Annotated in this window: 15 protein-coding genes; 13 read left to right on the forward strand and 2 right to left on the reverse strand. The window is 72.2% G+C overall.

What is annotated here, in order from left to right; genetic code table 11:
• Positions 1 to 107: 107 nt before the first annotated feature.
• The 3 genes from AB0M93_RS03640 (at position 108) to AB0M93_RS03650 (ending at position 1,974) form a co-directional block, all read left to right on the forward strand.
• The gene (locus tag AB0M93_RS03640; protein WP_364267997.1) at positions 108 to 899 is read left to right on the forward strand and encodes an alpha/beta fold hydrolase; all 792 of its coding nucleotides are present in this window, start codon (positions 108 to 110) and stop codon (positions 897 to 899) included.
• Between the two features lies 1 nt (position 900).
• Positions 901 to 1,695: an SDR family oxidoreductase gene (locus tag AB0M93_RS03645; protein ID WP_364267999.1), complete on the forward strand. Its 795-nt coding sequence runs from the start codon at positions 901 to 903 to the stop codon at positions 1,693 to 1,695.
• Positions 1,696 to 1,812: 117 nt separating this feature from the next.
• Entirely contained in the window at positions 1,813 to 1,974 is a 162-nt protein-coding gene (locus AB0M93_RS03650) for a hypothetical protein (protein WP_003102310.1), read from the forward strand.
• On the opposite strand, the gene AB0M93_RS03655 is transcribed toward AB0M93_RS03650, so the two are convergent.
• Positions 1,943 to 2,644 carry an SDR family NAD(P)-dependent oxidoreductase gene (locus AB0M93_RS03655; protein WP_364268001.1) on the reverse strand — a complete coding sequence of 234 codons (702 nt, stop codon included), beginning with the start codon at positions 2,642 to 2,644 and terminating at the stop codon, positions 1,943 to 1,945. The two genes, AB0M93_RS03650 and AB0M93_RS03655, sit on opposite strands and share 32 nt — an antisense overlap.
• 65 nt (positions 2,645 to 2,709) lie before the next feature.
• Here AB0M93_RS03655 and AB0M93_RS03660 point away from each other — a divergent pair, with 65 nt between their 5' ends.
• The 6 genes from AB0M93_RS03660 (at position 2,710) to AB0M93_RS03685 (ending at position 7,747) form a co-directional block, all read left to right on the forward strand.
• Positions 2,710 to 3,159, forward strand: a complete 450-nt coding sequence (locus tag AB0M93_RS03660) for a MarR family transcriptional regulator (protein ID WP_364268003.1) — start codon at positions 2,710 to 2,712, stop codon at positions 3,157 to 3,159.
• Between the two features lie 123 nt (positions 3,160 to 3,282).
• The gene (locus tag AB0M93_RS03665) at positions 3,283 to 4,209 is read left to right on the forward strand and encodes a 3-oxoacyl-[acyl-carrier-protein] synthase III C-terminal domain-containing protein (protein ID WP_364268005.1); all 927 of its coding nucleotides are present in this window, start codon (positions 3,283 to 3,285) and stop codon (positions 4,207 to 4,209) included.
• Between the two features lie 10 nt (positions 4,210 to 4,219).
• A complete protein-coding gene (locus tag AB0M93_RS03670; protein WP_364268007.1) occupies positions 4,220 to 5,515 on the forward strand; it encodes a type III PLP-dependent enzyme in 1,296 nt (431 codons plus the stop codon).
• Between the two features lie 3 nt (positions 5,516 to 5,518).
• Positions 5,519 to 6,331, forward strand: a complete 813-nt coding sequence (locus tag AB0M93_RS03675; RefSeq protein WP_364268009.1) for a hypothetical protein — start codon at positions 5,519 to 5,521, stop codon at positions 6,329 to 6,331.
• A gap of 51 nt (positions 6,332 to 6,382) precedes the next feature.
• Positions 6,383 to 7,027 carry a response regulator transcription factor gene (locus AB0M93_RS03680; protein WP_364268011.1) on the forward strand — a complete coding sequence of 215 codons (645 nt, stop codon included), beginning with the start codon at positions 6,383 to 6,385 and terminating at the stop codon, positions 7,025 to 7,027.
• 9 nt (positions 7,028 to 7,036) lie between these two features.
• On the forward strand, positions 7,037 to 7,747 hold the full coding sequence (locus tag AB0M93_RS03685; protein WP_364268013.1) for an MBL fold metallo-hydrolase: 711 nt from the start codon (positions 7,037 to 7,039) through the stop codon (positions 7,745 to 7,747).
• 1 nt (position 7,748) lies between these two features.
• On the opposite strand, the gene AB0M93_RS03690 is transcribed toward AB0M93_RS03685, so the two are convergent.
• The gene (locus AB0M93_RS03690) at positions 7,749 to 9,038 is read right to left on the reverse strand and encodes a sensor domain-containing protein (protein ID WP_364268015.1); all 1,290 of its coding nucleotides are present in this window, start codon (positions 9,036 to 9,038) and stop codon (positions 7,749 to 7,751) included.
• A gap of 154 nt (positions 9,039 to 9,192) precedes the next feature.
• On the opposite strand from AB0M93_RS03690, the gene AB0M93_RS03695 reads away from it, so the two are divergent.
• From AB0M93_RS03695 to AB0M93_RS03710, 4 genes are all read left to right on the forward strand, one after another.
• Positions 9,193 to 9,987 (forward strand): ABC transporter ATP-binding protein, encoded by a 795-nt coding sequence (locus tag AB0M93_RS03695; RefSeq protein WP_364268017.1) that lies wholly within the window; start codon positions 9,193 to 9,195, stop codon positions 9,985 to 9,987.
• Positions 9,987 to 12,557, forward strand: a complete 2,571-nt coding sequence (locus AB0M93_RS03700; protein ID WP_364268019.1) for an FtsX-like permease family protein — start codon at positions 9,987 to 9,989, stop codon at positions 12,555 to 12,557. Before AB0M93_RS03695 ends, AB0M93_RS03700 begins: the two co-directional genes overlap by 1 nt.
• A gap of 107 nt (positions 12,558 to 12,664) precedes the next feature.
• Entirely contained in the window at positions 12,665 to 14,341 is a 1,677-nt protein-coding gene (locus AB0M93_RS03705; protein WP_364268021.1) for an NAD(P)/FAD-dependent oxidoreductase, read from the forward strand.
• A gap of 84 nt (positions 14,342 to 14,425) precedes the next feature.
• Entirely contained in the window at positions 14,426 to 14,704 is a 279-nt protein-coding gene (locus AB0M93_RS03710; RefSeq protein WP_360175756.1) for an acyl carrier protein, read from the forward strand.
• Positions 14,705 to 14,707: the final 3 nt, after the last annotated feature.

The raw sequence follows: 14,707 nt of genomic DNA on the forward strand, positions 1-14,707 counted from the left end.
GGCACCGACGATGCCACCACGGCTATCGATGCGCGCGCAACAGGTCTTGGACGTGGTGGCCGTGCATCGGGTTGGCTTCGGGAAAGCCCCCGCGCACTGGAGGATCGATGACCCCCGTCGTGTTCATCCACGGTCTGTGGCTGCACGCCACCTCGTGGAACCCGTGGATCGAGCACTTCCGGGCGGCCGGGTACGCCCCGGTCGCGCCCGGCTGGCCGCACGAGCCCGAGACCGTCGAGCTGGCCCGGGCGAACCCCGGCGCCGTCGCGGACGTCGGCATCGACGACGCCACCGGCCACTACGCGTCGATCATCGCCGGGCTCGAGTCGCCGCCGGTGCTCATCGGCCACTCCTTCGGCGGCCTGATCACCGAGAAGCTGCTGGGGCAGGGGATCGGCCTGGCCGGCGTCGCCATCGACCCCGCCCAGATCAAGGGCGTCCTGCCGCTGCCGCTGGCCCAGTTGCGCGCCGGCCTGCCCGCACTGGGCAACCCCGCGAACCTGCACCGGTCGGTGTCGCTGACGGAGAAGGAGTTCCGGTTCGGCTTCGGGAACGCGCTGAGCGAGGAGGAGTCGGCCGGCCTGCACCGGCGCTGGACGATCCCGTCGCCGGCCCGCCCGCTGTTCCAGGCCGCGGCCGCGAACTTCGTGCTGCACTCCCAGGCGCAGGTCGACACCGGCCGCGAGGACCGCGGCCCGCTGCTGCTGATCTCCGGCACCGCGGACCACACGGTCCCGGACGTGGTCACCCGATCGACGTTCAAGCAGTACCGGGACTCCACCGCGGTGACCGAGCTGAAGCAGTTCGAAGGCCGCGGCCACTCGCTGACCATCGACCACGGCTGGCGCGAAGTCGCCGACGCCGTGCTCGGCTGGCTGCACGAGCAGGGGATCCGCTGACATGGACCTCGGCCTGGACGGCGCGGTCGCCGTCGTCACCGGAGCCGGCCGGGGCATCGGCCTGGCCGTCACCGAAGCTCTGATCGCCGAGGGCGCGCACGTCGTGGCCGGCGCGCGCGTCCCCGGTCCGGACCTGGAAGCCCTGGTCCGGGCGAGAAAGGCGCACGCGCTGGCCGTCGACCTCGGCACCTCCGACGGCCCGGGCCGGCTCGCCGAACTGGCCCTGGCCGAACGGGGGCGGATCGACATCCTGGTCAACAACGTCGGCGCGGTGACCCCGCGGCCGAACGGTTTCCTGCTGGTCACCGACGACGAGTGGGCCCGCTCGGTGACCCTGAACCTGCTCAGCGCCGTCCGCGCCACGCGGGCCGTGCTGCCCACGATGGTGACCGCGGGCCGCGGGAGCATCGTCACGATCGCCTCGGTCAACGCGCACCTGCCCGACCCCGGCGTCATCGACTACAGCGCGGCGAAGGCGGCGCTGGTCAACTTCACGAAGTCGGTGTCGAAGGAGTTCGGCCCCCGCGGCATCCGCGCCAACGCGATCAGCCCCGGCCCGGTCGCGACGGACCTGTGGCTCGGCGCCGGCGGCGTGGCGGAAACCCTGGCCGCCGCGACGGGCGCGGACGCCGAAGCCGTCGCCCGCGAGGCCGCCGCCCACGCGGTGACCGGCCGCTTCACCCGGCCGGCGGAGGTGGCGAACCTGGTGGCGTTCCTGGCGAGCGACCGGGTGGCCGGCAACATCACGGGCGCCACCCTCACCATCGACGGCGGCTTCAGCACCGAGACGCACTGAGGTCTTCTCCGGGCTGGTGCGGCTGTTCGTCACGCTGGGCAAGCGGCTCCCGGCTGCCGGGAGTAGCCGGCCCGTGCGCGGGGTATCCGCGCCCTGACCGTCCGGAAGGGAATCGCCATGGGAATCCTCGTCGCCCTGCTCGTGGTCTGGGCCGTGCTCGTCGTGCTCGGCATCGTCGTCAAGGGGCTGTTCTGGCTGATCATCGTGGGCGCGGTGCTCTTCGTCGCGACCGGGGTGATCGGCTTCGTCAAGCGAGAGGCGCTCGGCCGCCGGCACTGAGCGCGACACCGGCCGCCGCGACGACGTCGAGGGCCGCTTCCGCGGGGGAGCGGTCGTCGGCGTCGTCGCCGCGCTCCGGGTGGGTGGCGACCGAGCCCGGATCGACACCCGTGACCACGATGCCGCTTTCGCGTAGTTCGGCGGCGAGGGCCACGGTGAGTGCGTCGAGGGCGTACTTCGCGAGCGAGTGGCCGGGCGCCCGGACCCCGCCGGTCCCGGCGGTGAGCTGGCCGGCGGCCGCGCTGGCGACGTTGACGATCCGCGCGCCGGGCGCCGCCCGCAGCAGCGGCAAGCAGGCCTGCACGAGGGCCAGCGCGCCGAGCACGTCGACGTCGTAGGCGGCGCGGGCCTCGGCCAGGTCGGCGTCGAGCAGGGACAGTGCGGTGAAGTCCGGCATGGTGGAGGCGTTGTTCACCAGCGCGTCGAGCCGGCCGAAGCGGGTGCGCAGGAACTCGGCGCACGCTGCGACGTCCGCCGGAAGAGTGACGTCGAGCCGGATCGCGTCGGCGGAAAGTCCTTCATCGGAGAGCTGAGCGGCCAGTGCGCGGGTCCGGTCGAGGTCCCGGCCGGCGAGGACCACGTGGTAGCCGCGGGCGGCGAATTCGCGCGCGACGGCGAAGCCGAGCCCTTGCCGGCGGCTCGCTCCGGTGATCAGTGCTGTTTCGTTCATGACTCCTACTGTAGGTGATCCCCACAATTGAGCCAACCCGCGGACGCTGACCTAGGATCGCCGGCATGGCCACTTCGTCCCCCGACCGTCCTCGCGCCCTGCTGCGCTGGCCCACCTACGTGATGGGGCACCTGCACCGCAGCGGCGTCAGCCGGATCGACGCGGCCCTGGCCGGCTCCGGGGTGTCCCTGCGCGAGTTCTACGTGCTGGTCTGCATCGGCGAATCCGGCCCGCTGTCCCAGCAGCGCGTCGCCGACCGGCTCGGCCTGGACCGCAGCGACCTGGTGAAGGTGCTCGACCGCCTCGAAGCCGCCGGCTGGGTGCTGCGGGAGCGCGACACCGAAGACCGCCGCCGGCACGTCCTCACCCTGACCGAGGCGGGGCGGGCGACGGTCGAGAAGGTCGAGGAGGTCTCGAGCGCGGTCACCGCCGAGCTGCTCGGCCTGCTGAGCCCGGCGGAGCAGGAAACGTTGCACCGCCTGCTGCTGAAGGCATTCGGGGAGCCGTCCGGCTGACGGCGGCCGAGCTCCGGTACCGGCCGTCCGAGGGCGGGTCAGCGGGTCGTCAGTGCGCCGTCAGCGTTCGCCGCAATCCTTGCCGGGCAAGCACGTTCGGAGAACCGGGAGGGTGACGGCGCGATGACTTCGCTGGTGGCGGTGTCCGCCTACGTGCCCACGACCGTTTCGATCGAATCGCTGCAGGACGAGCTGGGGCTCTCGGCCACGCAGCTGCGGCGCTTCCGCCGGATGTACGGCCTTTCCGACGTCTGCCGGTCGAGTGAGTCCGAAGCGGACATGCTGCTCGGCGCGGTCAGCAAGCTCGACTTCCTTGCCGGCCAGGAAGAACGCGTCCGCTACGTCGTGCGCGCCAAGACGATGCCGGCCGCCAGCCCGTACCCCGTCAACCCCATGCTCGGGGTGCGGGAGGCGCTCGGGCTGGAGCACGCGGCCATGTTCACCGTCACCGACCACGCCTGCGCTTCCGGGCTGCTCGCGGTCGACCTGTGCGGCACGCTGCTGGCCGCCGACGGCGATCCCGACGCGCTCGCGCTGGTCCTCACCGGCGAGAAGGCGTTCACCCACTCCGCGCAGGTCATCCCCGACGTCGCGATCATGGGCGAGGCGACGGCCGCGGTGCTCGTCGGCCCGGGCGACGCGCAGGACACGATGCTCGGCTACGCCACCACCACGCTCGGCGGCCCGGGTGGCGAAGTCATCCTCGACGACGAGCAGGCCGCGGAGTTCCGGCGCATTTACCCCGGTGCCGTCGCGGACGTCGCGCGCGAGGCCGTCGCGGCCGCCGGGCTGACCGTCGACGACATCGCCATGGTCCTGCCGCACAACGTCAACAAGATCTCGTGGGTGCGCGCGAGCGGGGCGCTGGGCATCCCGCGCAGCCGCATCTTCCTCGACAACGTCGGAACGACCGGGCACAGCTTCTGCGCCGACCCGTTCCTCAACTACCACACCGCGAACGGCCTGGGCCTGCTGGCGCCCGGGGCCTGCTACCTGATGATCTCGGTCGGCCTCGGGTCGACCTTTTCCGCCATGGTCTTCCGGAAATGAGGAGCGCTTCATGAGTGTCGAGTTCGAGATCCAGGGTGTCGGCATCACCGAACTCGCGGAGCGTCACGGCACACCGCTGTTCGTCTACGACGGCAACGAACTGGGCGGCCGGCTGACCGCGCTGCGCGAACGCCTGCACCCGCGGCTGGAGATCTTCTACTCGCTCAAGTCCAATCCGAACATCTCCGTCTGCGCCCTGCTGCACGCCCACGGCGCGCGGGCCGAGGTTTCGTCGATGGCCGAGCTGATCACCGCCCGGCGCGCCGGGGTCGCCGGCAACGACATCATCTTCCTCGGCCCCGGCAAGAGCGCGTCGGAACTGGCTGCGTGTCTCGATGAAGGCGTCTACACGGTCGTCTGCGAATCGTTCGGCGAGCTCCGGCTGCTCGACGACCTCGCGCGCGAGCGGGGGATCGAAGCGCGCGTCGCGCTGCGCGTGAACCCGAGTTTCGCGGTCAAGGGTTCGGGGCTCACCATGGGCGGCAAGCCGCGCCAGTTCGGCATCGACGAGGAGCAGCTGCTCGCGTCGACCGGGCTCGTGGCGCGGCACCCGAACCTGCGGCTGATGGGCGTGCAGGTCTACATGGGAACGCGGATCCTCGACGAGGAGCCGATCGTCGAGAACACGCGGCGGATCTTCGAGCTCGCCGAACGCGTTTCGCGCACGATCGGGTTCCCGCTGGAAATGGTCGACGTCGGCGGCGGCCTCGGGGTCGCGTACTTCGCCGGGGAACGGGACCTCGACCGCGACCTGCTGGCGTCGATGCTGAACCCGGTGATCGACGAGTTCGCGCAGCGGCACCCGGCGACCCGGCTGGTGATGGAACTCGGCCGGTACCTGACCGCCACGTCCGGGACCTACGTCGTGCGCGTCCGGTACACCAAGACCTCGATGGGGCAGAACTTCGCCGTCGCCGACGGCGGGACCAACCACCACATGGCGGCCGTCGGCATCGGGTCCTACGTCAAGCGCGACTTCCCGATCCGGCTGCTCAACCGCATCGACGAGCCCGCCACCGAAACCTGGCAGATCACCGGGCCGCTGTGCACGCCCAACGACGTGCTCGCCAAGAAGGCCGCCCTGCCGCCGGTGCGCAGCGGCGACCTGATCGGCGTCACCCGGTCCGGTGCCTACGGCCCGACGGCGTCCCCGGTGCTGTTCCTCAGCCACGGCTACCCCGCCGAGGTGCTGGTCTACGGCGGCCGCGCGCACCTGGTCAGCGAACGCGACCAGCCGGCGGACCTGCTGCGCCGCCAGCACCTGCACGAGTTCGCGCCGCTGGTCCCCGCGGGCGCGGAGCGCTAGGCGATGTACCGCGCGGCCGCACCGGTCCTGTCCGCCACGCCACCGCCCGGGCTGCAGCCGTTCCCGCTGCGCCTGGCGACGGCGATCCGGCGCGAATTCGGGCCCGGGGACCGGGAGATCGACGTCCCCGAGCTCCACCACTACTTCGCCGACCTCAGCCGCGGGCACGAGATCGGTTTCCGCCCCAGCCGGGTGACGCGGGCGCGGGGCAACACCTTCCTCGCGATGGCCCGCGACCTGCTCGCCGGGCAGCTGTCCAGCGAGCCGATCGACCTCGCGATCGTCGCGCACGCGGCGCCCGAGTTCGACCCGCGGCTCTCGGCACCGGTGAACCTGACGGCCGTGCTCCCCGGCGGGCCGCTCGTGTTCGCCGTGTCCGGGCAGGGCGGCCTGGCGCCGTTCAGCGCCCTGCGGATCGCGGCTTCCTACGTGCAGCGGCACGGGTACCGGCGCGTGCTCGTCCTGATCATGGACCAGGGTGTCACGCCGTACGACACCCCGGAACGCATCGGCGACGCCGCCACGGCCCTGCTCTTCGAGCCCGGCGGTGACCGCGCGATCCGCGTCGGTGTCCTGCCGGGCGTGGCGCCCGCCGCCGTGGCCGGGTTCCGGCAGCCGGGCACCGCCGCGATCGTCGGCCGGGAGCTCGACCGCACGGGTGCGTGGCCGGGAGCGGGCGTCGCCCCGCCGGAGTACCCGTGCACGGGACTGTGGGCGCCGCTTGCCGGCGGCCCGGCCGACGGCCCGCTCCTGCTGGCCGACTACGACCCGCACCACCGCGCGCTGGGCGTCTGCGTGGTGGCCGAGCCCGCCTGAACCGCCCCTATGATGGTGGTCGTCAGCGGGCTCAGGGTGGGGGACGGACAAGTGCGCGTGGTCATCGGCGAGGACCAGTTCCTGCTCCGGGACGGGCTGGTGCGGCTGCTCGAGGCGCACGACTTCGAGGTGTGCGCGGCGGTCGACAACGGGCCGGACCTGCTGGAGGCGATGCTGCGCGAGCGGCCGGACATCGCGATCGTGGACATCCGCCTGCCGCCGTCGTTCACCGACGAGGGCCTGCGCGCGGCGATCGAAGCCCGCCGCCGGATGCGGGGCTTCCCGGTGCTGGTCCTTTCGCAGTACGTGGAACGCCTCTACGCGGACGAGCTCCTCGCGGACGGCGAGGGTTCGGTCGGCTACCTGCTGAAGGACCGCGTGTTCCACGGCGACCAGTTCGTCGACGCGGTCCGCCAGGTCGCGGTCGGCGGCACGGTGATGGACCCGGACGTGGTGACCCGCCTGCTGACCCACAACACCCGCGACGACCGTCTGGAACGCCTGACGGCCCGCGAGCGCGAGGTGCTCAAGCTGATGGCGGAGGGCCGGTCCAACAGCAACATCGCCGGCGAGCTGGTGGTCTCGGAGAAGGCGGTTTCCAAGCACATCAACAACATCCTGGCGAAGCTGAACCTGCCGCAGTCCGAGGACGCCAACCGGCGTGTGCTGGCGGTGCTGGCCTACCTCAAGCACTAGGGTGTACCGATGCTGAACGAGGTGGCCGACGGCGTTTGGGTGCGGCAGAGCGAGTGGGTCTGGAGCAACAGCACCGTCGTGCGCGGGGAAACCGGGCTCGTCCTGGTCGATCCCGGGATCACCGGTGCCGAACTGGACCAGCTCGCCGACGACGTCGAGCGGCTCGGGCTTCCCGTCGTCGCCGGCTTCAGCACCCACCCGCACTTCGACCACCTGCTCTGGCACCCGCGGTTCGGTGACGTCCCGCGGTACGCCACGCCCGCCTGCGTCGAGGTGGCCACCGAAGCCCGGGAGCGCGCGCAGGCGATGGCGAAGGAAACCGCGCCGGACATCCCGCTCGACGTGGTCGCCCTGCTCACCCCGCTGCCCGACGGCGGGGGACCGGTGCCGGGCGAGGTCATCGAGCACGACGCGCACGCCGTCGGGCACGCCGCCCTGCTGCTCGCCGACCGGGGCGTCCTGCTCGTCGGCGACATGCTCTCCGACGTCCTGATCCCGCTCCTCGACCCCCGCCGCGACGGTCAGGAGGTCGCCTATCCGGCGGCGCTCGACCGGCTGGAGGAGGCCGCCCGGGACGTCGACGTCGTCATTCCCGGCCACGGCGCCGTCGCGAAGGGACCGGAGGAAGTGGCGGCCCGGTTCGCCACCGATCGCGCCTACCTCGACGCCGTGCGGCGGGGCGAGGAACCGGACGACGGGCGCTGGGGAAAACGGCGGTAGCTCAGGACCCGAGCGGCTCGAGGGTGCAGGGGATCTCGATCGTCACCATGGTCGGGCCGCCCAGCGGGCTGAGGATCGTGATGAAGCCGTCGAGCGGGGCCAGCCGCTTTTCGATGCCCCGCAGGCCCGTTCCGTTCTCGGTGTTCGCGCCGCCGCGGCCGGAGTCGCTGACGTTGATCACCAGCCGGCCGGACTCGTAGTGGACGTGGATCTCGCCCGTCTGCGCGCCCGAGTGCTTCATCGCGTTGTTCAGCACTTCGGACACCGAGAAGTACGCCGCGGTTTCGACCGCGAGAGAAGGCCGGCCGGGCAGGTCGATCGTGGTTGCGATCTGCAGCGGGTTTTCCAGGGCCAGCGTGCGGATCGCGTCGGCGATGCCGCGGTCGACCAGCACCGGTGGCTGGATGCCGCGGACGAGGTCGCGCAGCTGCTGCAGGGCTTTCGCCGAGCTGTTCTTCGCTTCGTCCATCAAGGACCGTGCGGCCTCGGGGTGGGAATCGAGCACGCGCATCGCGGCGTCGAGCGTCATCCCCATCGCCACGAGGTGCGTCTGCGCGCCGTCGTGCAGGTCGCGCTCGATGCGACGCAGCTCCGTCGCCTGGGAACCCACCGCGTCGTCGCGGCTTTCCGACAGGTGCTGCACGCGGTTCGTCAGCCGGGTGACCTCGGTCGGGGACAGCAGCGTGGCCGCCAGCTTCGCGTGCAGCCGGAGCAGGTGGGGTGCGCTCCACAGTGCGAGCGGGAAGTGCGCCAGGCCGAGGATGGCCGCGAACCAGGCCGTCGGCTGGTCGTCCACCGGGATGACGACGTACCAGCTGCCGAGCCACTCGGCGGCGTCGGACCCGACCAGGAACGGCATCGCCAGCCCGCGCAGCCCGTGCAGGATCAGCAGCAGCGGAGTCAGGGTCAGCAGGATCCCGAGGGAGCTGTCGACCAGCAGCCACAGCACGTCACGCCAGTTCGCGCGGTCGCCGAGCAGGTGGTGGCAGCGGCGCGCCGGCGAGCTGCCGCCCGCCGGCTCCGGCAGGTACGGCACAGGGATCCGCACGCCCGACCACGCGGCGGCCGACGCGCGCACGCCGTTGGTCAGGTACCGCATCAGGAGCACGGCCGGGGGCAGCACGAAGAGCCCGGCGCCCACGCCGAGCAGCGAGCCGGCGGTGACCACGACGACGAACACCGCCAGTTCGATCACCGCCACCACGGCGAGCGCGCCGCCTCGCAGGGTCGCCAGACCGCCGTCGCGCAGCAGCGACCGCGTCATGCCGGCGACCGGGCTTCCGCTAGTCATGGCGCCCATTATGCGCAGCCGGAACCGTTCTCCGCGGTAGTGCTAACCCCCGCATAAGTCCGCTCCCTAGCACCCTCGGAAATGGCTTCGCGGCTTCGTAACGTGGTCGCGGTAACGGATCGAAGAACGCGAAGCCACGCCAGGGGAGCCGCAGATGTACCAGCAAGGCGACACGGTCGAAGTCGTGCGGCTGCTGTCCGTACGCAAGGCGTACGGCAAGGACCGGGCCCAGGTTCTCGCCCTCGACAACGTGACGGCGGGCTTCGCCGGTGGCACGTTCACCGCCGTGATGGGGCCGTCGGGGTCAGGCAAGAGCACGCTGCTGCACTGCGCGGCGGGCCTCGACAAGCCGACGTCCGGCACGGTCACCCTCGGCGGCACGGACCTCAGCGCGATGCGCGAGGTCGAGCTGACGAAGCTGCGGCGCGACCGCATCGGCTTCGTGTTCCAGGCCTTCAACCTGCTGCCCGCGCTCGACGTCGAGCAGAACGTGACGCTGCCGCTGCGGCTGGCGGGACGGCGGGCCGACGCGGCCTTCGTGCGCCGCATCATCGAACAGGTCGGGCTCGGCAAGCGGAGCCACCACCGGCCCGCGGAACTGTCCGGCGGCCAGCAGCAGCGGGTGGCGATCGCGCGTGCCCTCGTCACGCACCCCGAGGTGATCTTCGCCGACGAGCCGACCGGGGCGCTGGACACGCGGTCCGCCCAGGAAGTCCTTACCCTGCTGCGGGACGCGAAGAACGCCTCGCGGCAGACCATCGTGATGGTCACCCACGACCCGGTCGCCGCCTCCTACGCCGACCGCGTGCTGTTCCTCGCCGACGGCCGCGTCGTCGACGAGCTGCGGCAGCCGAACCCCGAAGAGGTGGCCCGCCGGATGACCGGCCTGGTCGCCCGCACCGAACAACGGTCCCCGGAGGGACCCTGGCTGAGTGAGCTGACGCGCTGATGCTGGCACTCGTCCTGCGCACCCTGCGCTACCGCACCGGTGGTTTCATCGCCACCCTCGTCTCGGTGTTCGTCGGCACCGCCGTCATGCTCGCCTGCGGCGGCCTGATGGAAACCGGCATCCGGACCGTGATCCCGCCGCAGCGGCTGGCCGCCGCGCCGATCGTGGTGGCGGGCAACCAGTCCTACGACCTGCCCACCGTCGGCCACGGCGAGGACGCCGACCACGAGACGGCGACGCTGTCCGAGCGCGTCCGGCTGGACGGGGCGCTCGCGAACACGATCAGCGGAGTGCCCGGCGTCGCCCACGTGGTCCCGGACGTCTCCTTCCACGCCGACGTGCTCGCCGACCAGGGCGGCTCGTCCGTGCCCGGCACGCAGGCCGGCCACAGCTGGGTTTCCGCGGAGCTGGCGCCCTACCGGCTGACCGACGGCGTCGCCCCGATCCGCGAAGGCGAGGTCGTGCTCGACTCCGCGACCGCCGGCCGGATCGGCGCGCACGCCGGCAGCAAGGTCGACGTCGCCGTCCACGGCGGCGTCCACTCCTACCAGGTCACCGGCATCGCCGACGCCGGCCGCAAGATGGCGGGCGACGCGGTGTTCTTTTCGCCCGCCGAAGCCGGTGGGCTGAGCTCCGCGGCCGGGAAGGTCGACGCCTTCGGCGTGCAGCTCGCCCCGGGTGCCGACGTGAACGCCGTCAGCGCGCAGATCGCGACCGCGGTGCACGACCAGCACGCGGTGACGCTGACCGGCGACGCCCGCGGCTCCGCCGAGTTCGCCAGGGCGGCCGGCGACGGCGAGCTGCTGATCATCCTCGCGGCCGTGTTCGGCGGTCTCGCGGCGCAGGTCGCCATGTTCGTCGTCGCGAGCACGCTCACGCTTTCGGTGCAGCAGCGCCGCCGCGAGGTGGCGATGCTGCGGGCGATCGGCGCGACCCCGCGCCAGCTGAGCCGGATGATCACCGGCGAGGCGATGATCATCGGCGTGCTGGGCACCGCGCTGGCGATCGTCCCGGGCATGCTGCTCGGCGGCTGGCTCTTCGGGCGGCTGACCGGCTTCGGCGTGATCCAGCCGGTGCTCAAGTTCGAGCAGGGGTTCTACCCGGTCGTCGCCGCCGCGGTCGTCGGCCTGGGCTCGGCGTGGGGCGCCGCGTTCGTCGCCGCCCGGTACGCGGGCCGCACCCGGCCCGTCGAGGCGATGCGGGAGACCGCGATCCCGACGCGCTGGCTGACGCCGGCGCGGCTGTGGCTGGGGGTGTCGAGCCTGATCGGCGCGGTGGCACTGGCCTACCTGACGATCACCGTCGTCGACGGCCCGCTCGCGGCCAGCACGGCCGGCCCCGCCGTCACGCTGGTGGCGACGGCGGTGGCGTTGTTCGCCCCCGGGCTCACCCGGCTGCTGATCTCGGTGCTGCGCCGGCCGATCCACGCCCTGGGCGGCCTGCCCGGCTACCTGGCTTCGCTGAACGCGCGGGCCCGCTGGATGCCGATGGCCGGTGCGGTCACCCCGATCATGCTCGCCACCGGCCTGGCGATCTTCATGCTGTACTTCCAGACCACGGAGGTGGCGGTCGCGGAGAAGCAGTACTCCGATTCGCTGCTCGCCGACGCCGTGGTGACGTCCGCGACCGGCGACCTGCCCCCGGACCTGGTCGCCAAGGTGCAGCAGGCCCCCGGCGTCGGCGGCGCCACGGCGTTCGTGACGAGCAAGGGCTACAACGAAAAGCCGGCGGACTCGACGCAGGACGAGGACGGCGTGGACCTCACCGGGGTCACCGCCGACGGCATCGCCCAGGCGTGGGGGAGCATCGTCGCCACCGGGAAGCTCGACGACCTGCACGGCAACACGATCGCCTTGCCCGCGGACCTCGCGCAGCGGCTCGGCGTCGGCGTCGGTGCCAAGATCGTCATGCGGCTGGGCGACGGCTCCCTGGCTACCCTGGACGTCGTCGCGACGCTGCGGACCACGGCGGCCTCGGCTTCCGCGCTGCTGCCGGCCGACACGCTGGCCCCGCACACGGCGGCGGGCGCGGCCGACCGGATCCTCGTCATGGCGAAACCCGGTACCGGCGAAGCCGACCTGCTCACGGCGTTGCGCAGCCAGGTCGGGGGAGCGGACGGCGTGCAGGTGGCCGGCCGGGAAGCGCTCACCAAGGCGTTCGTGGCGGAGGTCCAGGCCAATGCCTGGGTCAACTACCTGATCGTCGGGCTCCTGCTCGTCTACGCCGCGATTTCCATGGTGAACACGCTGGTGATGGCGACGGCGGACCGGCGGCGCGAGTTCGGGCTGCAGCGGCTCATCGGGTCGACGCGGGGGCAGGTCATGCGGATGATGGCCGTGGAGGCGGGGATCGTGGCCGCCATCGGCGTGTTCCTCGGCACGCTGGTCGCCGCGTCGATGCTGGTGCCGTTCAGCGCGGCGGTGTCGGACAGCTCCTTCCCGTCCGGTCCTTTGTGGATATATCTTGTGATACTCGGGCTGGCCGTCGTGCTGACGGTGGTGGCCACCTGTGCGCCGACGTGGTTCACGTTGCGCACGAGGCCGTCGCCTTCGACGCTGGCCCCTGAATAGGTGACCTCGGGCGGGCCGGGGACCCCAGTGACGCGCTGACGACTCTCTCCCCCGGATTGTCAGCGCGCGGTCAGCCCGAGGTCACCGCTCCGGCATAGCGTCGGGGCGTGGACACAGAAGAGACGGCCGCCGGCCGCTGGGACGCCATCGTGGTGGGATCCGGGATCGGCGGGCTGGTGTGCGCCGGGTACCTGGTGGCCAGCGGGATGCGCGTGCTCGTGCTCGAACAGCACGACGTCGCCGGTGGGAACAGCCACGTGTTCCGGCGGCGGCGGGCCTACCAGTTCGACGTCGGAGTGCACTACCTCGGCGACTGCGGACCGGACGGCCTGCTGCCGCGGGTGCTCACCGGGCTCGGCCTCGGCGACCGGGTGCGCTTCCACCCGATGGACCCCGACGGGTTCGACCGGATCGTGCTGCCGAGCGTCACCGTGGACGTGCCGGCCGGGTGGGACCGCTACGCCGACCGGCTGCGGGCCGCGCTGCCGGCGGAGGCCGAGGGCATCACCCGCTACATCGACATCTGCGCGGCCGTCGCACGGGCGTGCCGCCAGTCCGCCTCGGCGGCGGGCCCGGGGGCGAAGGTGCCGGCCGTGATGCTGCGCTGGAGCCGCCGGACGCTGGCGCAGCTGTTCGACCACTGCGGCCTGTCGGCCCGGGCGCGCACCGTGCTGGCCGCGCAGTCCGGGAACTACGGCTCGGCGCCGGCGAGCACGCTCGTCGTCGCGCACACGATGATGCTCGACGACTACCTCCGCGGCGCCTACTACCCGGAGGGCGGCGGGCAGGTGATCGCCGCGTCGTTCGTCGAGCTGCTGGAGTCGCACGGCGGCACGCTGCTCACCCGCACCCGGGTCGACCGGATCCTCATCGAGCACGGCAAGACCGCCGGTGTCCGGCTGACCGACGGCACGATCCACCGCGCGCCGGTGGTCGTGTCCAATGCGGACTACTGCCGCACGGTCCTGGAACTGTGCGACGGCCGGGAGAACTTGCCCGAGTCCGTCGTGACCCGCGCCGAAACGGCGACGATGCGGCTGCCGCTGGCCGTCTGCTACGTCGCCCTCGACCGCGAGCTCCCGCTGCCGAGCGCGAACATCTGGTACTGGCCGAACGAAGACGTCGACGCCGCCTACGCGAAGGTGGAGGCGGGCCGGCTCGACGAACTGCCGTTCGCGTTCCTGTCCTTCGCGTCGCTGAAGGACCCGGTGCCGGGCGCGGCGTGCCCGCCGGGGCACACGAACTTCCAGATCATGACGGCCTGCCCGCCCGGGTACGCGCCCTGGGGGCTCGCCGACGGCCCCGCGCACGGGGCCCGGTACCGGCGCGAGCCGGCCTACGTCGGCGCCAAGGACCGGCTGACCGAGCAGATGCTGGACCTGGCCGAGGCGGCGATCGGGCCGTTCCGCGCGAACATGGTGCACGTCGAGACGTCGACGCCGCTGACCCAAGAGCGTTACACGCTTTCGACCGGCGGAACGGCGTACGGCCTGCAGACGTGGGGCCGCGTCGGGCAACGACCCGATATCGGTTCGGGCGTCGAAGGTCTCTACCTGACGGGCCAGAGCATCTTGCACGGAGGCGGCATCGTCGGCTGCGCCACCGGGGGTGCGCAGTGCGCGTCGACGATCCTCGGCCGGCCGGTCCTCGAGCAGGGCCCGCTGGGCAATCCCGAGCTGCTCCCGGAACGCGAGCCGAGCTGGGACCCGCTGCGCACCTCCCGCGGCCTGCGGCGGCGCGAAGCGCGCGGCCTGGCCCTGCTGGACCGGGTCGTCGCGGGCTGAAGGCACCACACCGAAAGAACTCGAGGCCCGGTACCGGGCTCGTGGGTAACGACTGCTGTCTTGACGAAGGGAATGGTGAGCACTGTGACCGAAACCGTGGCCGAACCGACCGAGGTCCTGGACGACCGCGTCGTCGCGGGGATCTGCGCCGCGCTCGAGTCCGTGCTGGAGGCCGAGGTGGCCGACCTCGGCCCGGAGACCCGGCTCGCGGACGCCGGGCTGGACTCCACCGGCGTGCTGGAACTGCTGATGCAGCTGGAAGAGGCGCTGGGCATCGAATTCGACGCGGAGAACCTCGAAATGAGCCACTTCGAATCGGTGGGGTCGCTGGCCCGGTTCGTCTCGGCGGAAATGGCCGCCTGAGCG

Origin of the sequence: Amycolatopsis sp. NPDC051102 (assembly GCF_040682815.1) — a bacterium.
Classification (GTDB): domain Bacteria; phylum Actinomycetota; class Actinomycetes; order Mycobacteriales; family Pseudonocardiaceae; genus Amycolatopsis.

Excerpts from the sequence above, each read along its gene's own strand:
- AB0M93_RS03675 (WP_364268009.1), top strand. The coding sequence starts at position 5,519 with ATGTACCGCGCGGCCGCACCGGTCCTGTCCGCCACGCCACCGCCCGGG.
- AB0M93_RS03650 (WP_003102310.1), top strand. The coding sequence starts at position 1,813 with ATGGGAATCCTCGTCGCCCTGCTCGTGGTCTGGGCCGTGCTCGTCGTG.
- AB0M93_RS03665 (WP_364268005.1), top strand. The coding sequence starts at position 3,283 with ATGACTTCGCTGGTGGCGGTGTCCGCCTACGTGCCCACGACCGTTTCG.
- AB0M93_RS03655 (WP_364268001.1), bottom strand. The coding sequence starts at position 2,644 with ATGAACGAAACAGCACTGATCACCGGAGCGAGCCGCCGGCAAGGGCTC.
- AB0M93_RS03670 (WP_364268007.1), top strand. The coding sequence starts at position 4,220 with ATGAGTGTCGAGTTCGAGATCCAGGGTGTCGGCATCACCGAACTCGCG.
- AB0M93_RS03660 (WP_364268003.1), top strand. The coding sequence starts at position 2,710 with ATGGCCACTTCGTCCCCCGACCGTCCTCGCGCCCTGCTGCGCTGGCCC.
- AB0M93_RS03640 (WP_364267997.1), top strand. The coding sequence starts at position 108 with ATGACCCCCGTCGTGTTCATCCACGGTCTGTGGCTGCACGCCACCTCG.
- AB0M93_RS03645 (WP_364267999.1), top strand. The coding sequence starts at position 901 with ATGGACCTCGGCCTGGACGGCGCGGTCGCCGTCGTCACCGGAGCCGGC.
- AB0M93_RS03690 (WP_364268015.1), bottom strand. The coding sequence starts at position 9,038 with ATGACTAGCGGAAGCCCGGTCGCCGGCATGACGCGGTCGCTGCTGCGC.
- AB0M93_RS03695 (WP_364268017.1), top strand. The coding sequence starts at position 9,193 with ATGTACCAGCAAGGCGACACGGTCGAAGTCGTGCGGCTGCTGTCCGTA.
- AB0M93_RS03700 (WP_364268019.1), top strand. The coding sequence starts at position 9,987 with ATGCTGGCACTCGTCCTGCGCACCCTGCGCTACCGCACCGGTGGTTTC.
- AB0M93_RS03685 (WP_364268013.1), top strand. The coding sequence starts at position 7,037 with ATGCTGAACGAGGTGGCCGACGGCGTTTGGGTGCGGCAGAGCGAGTGG.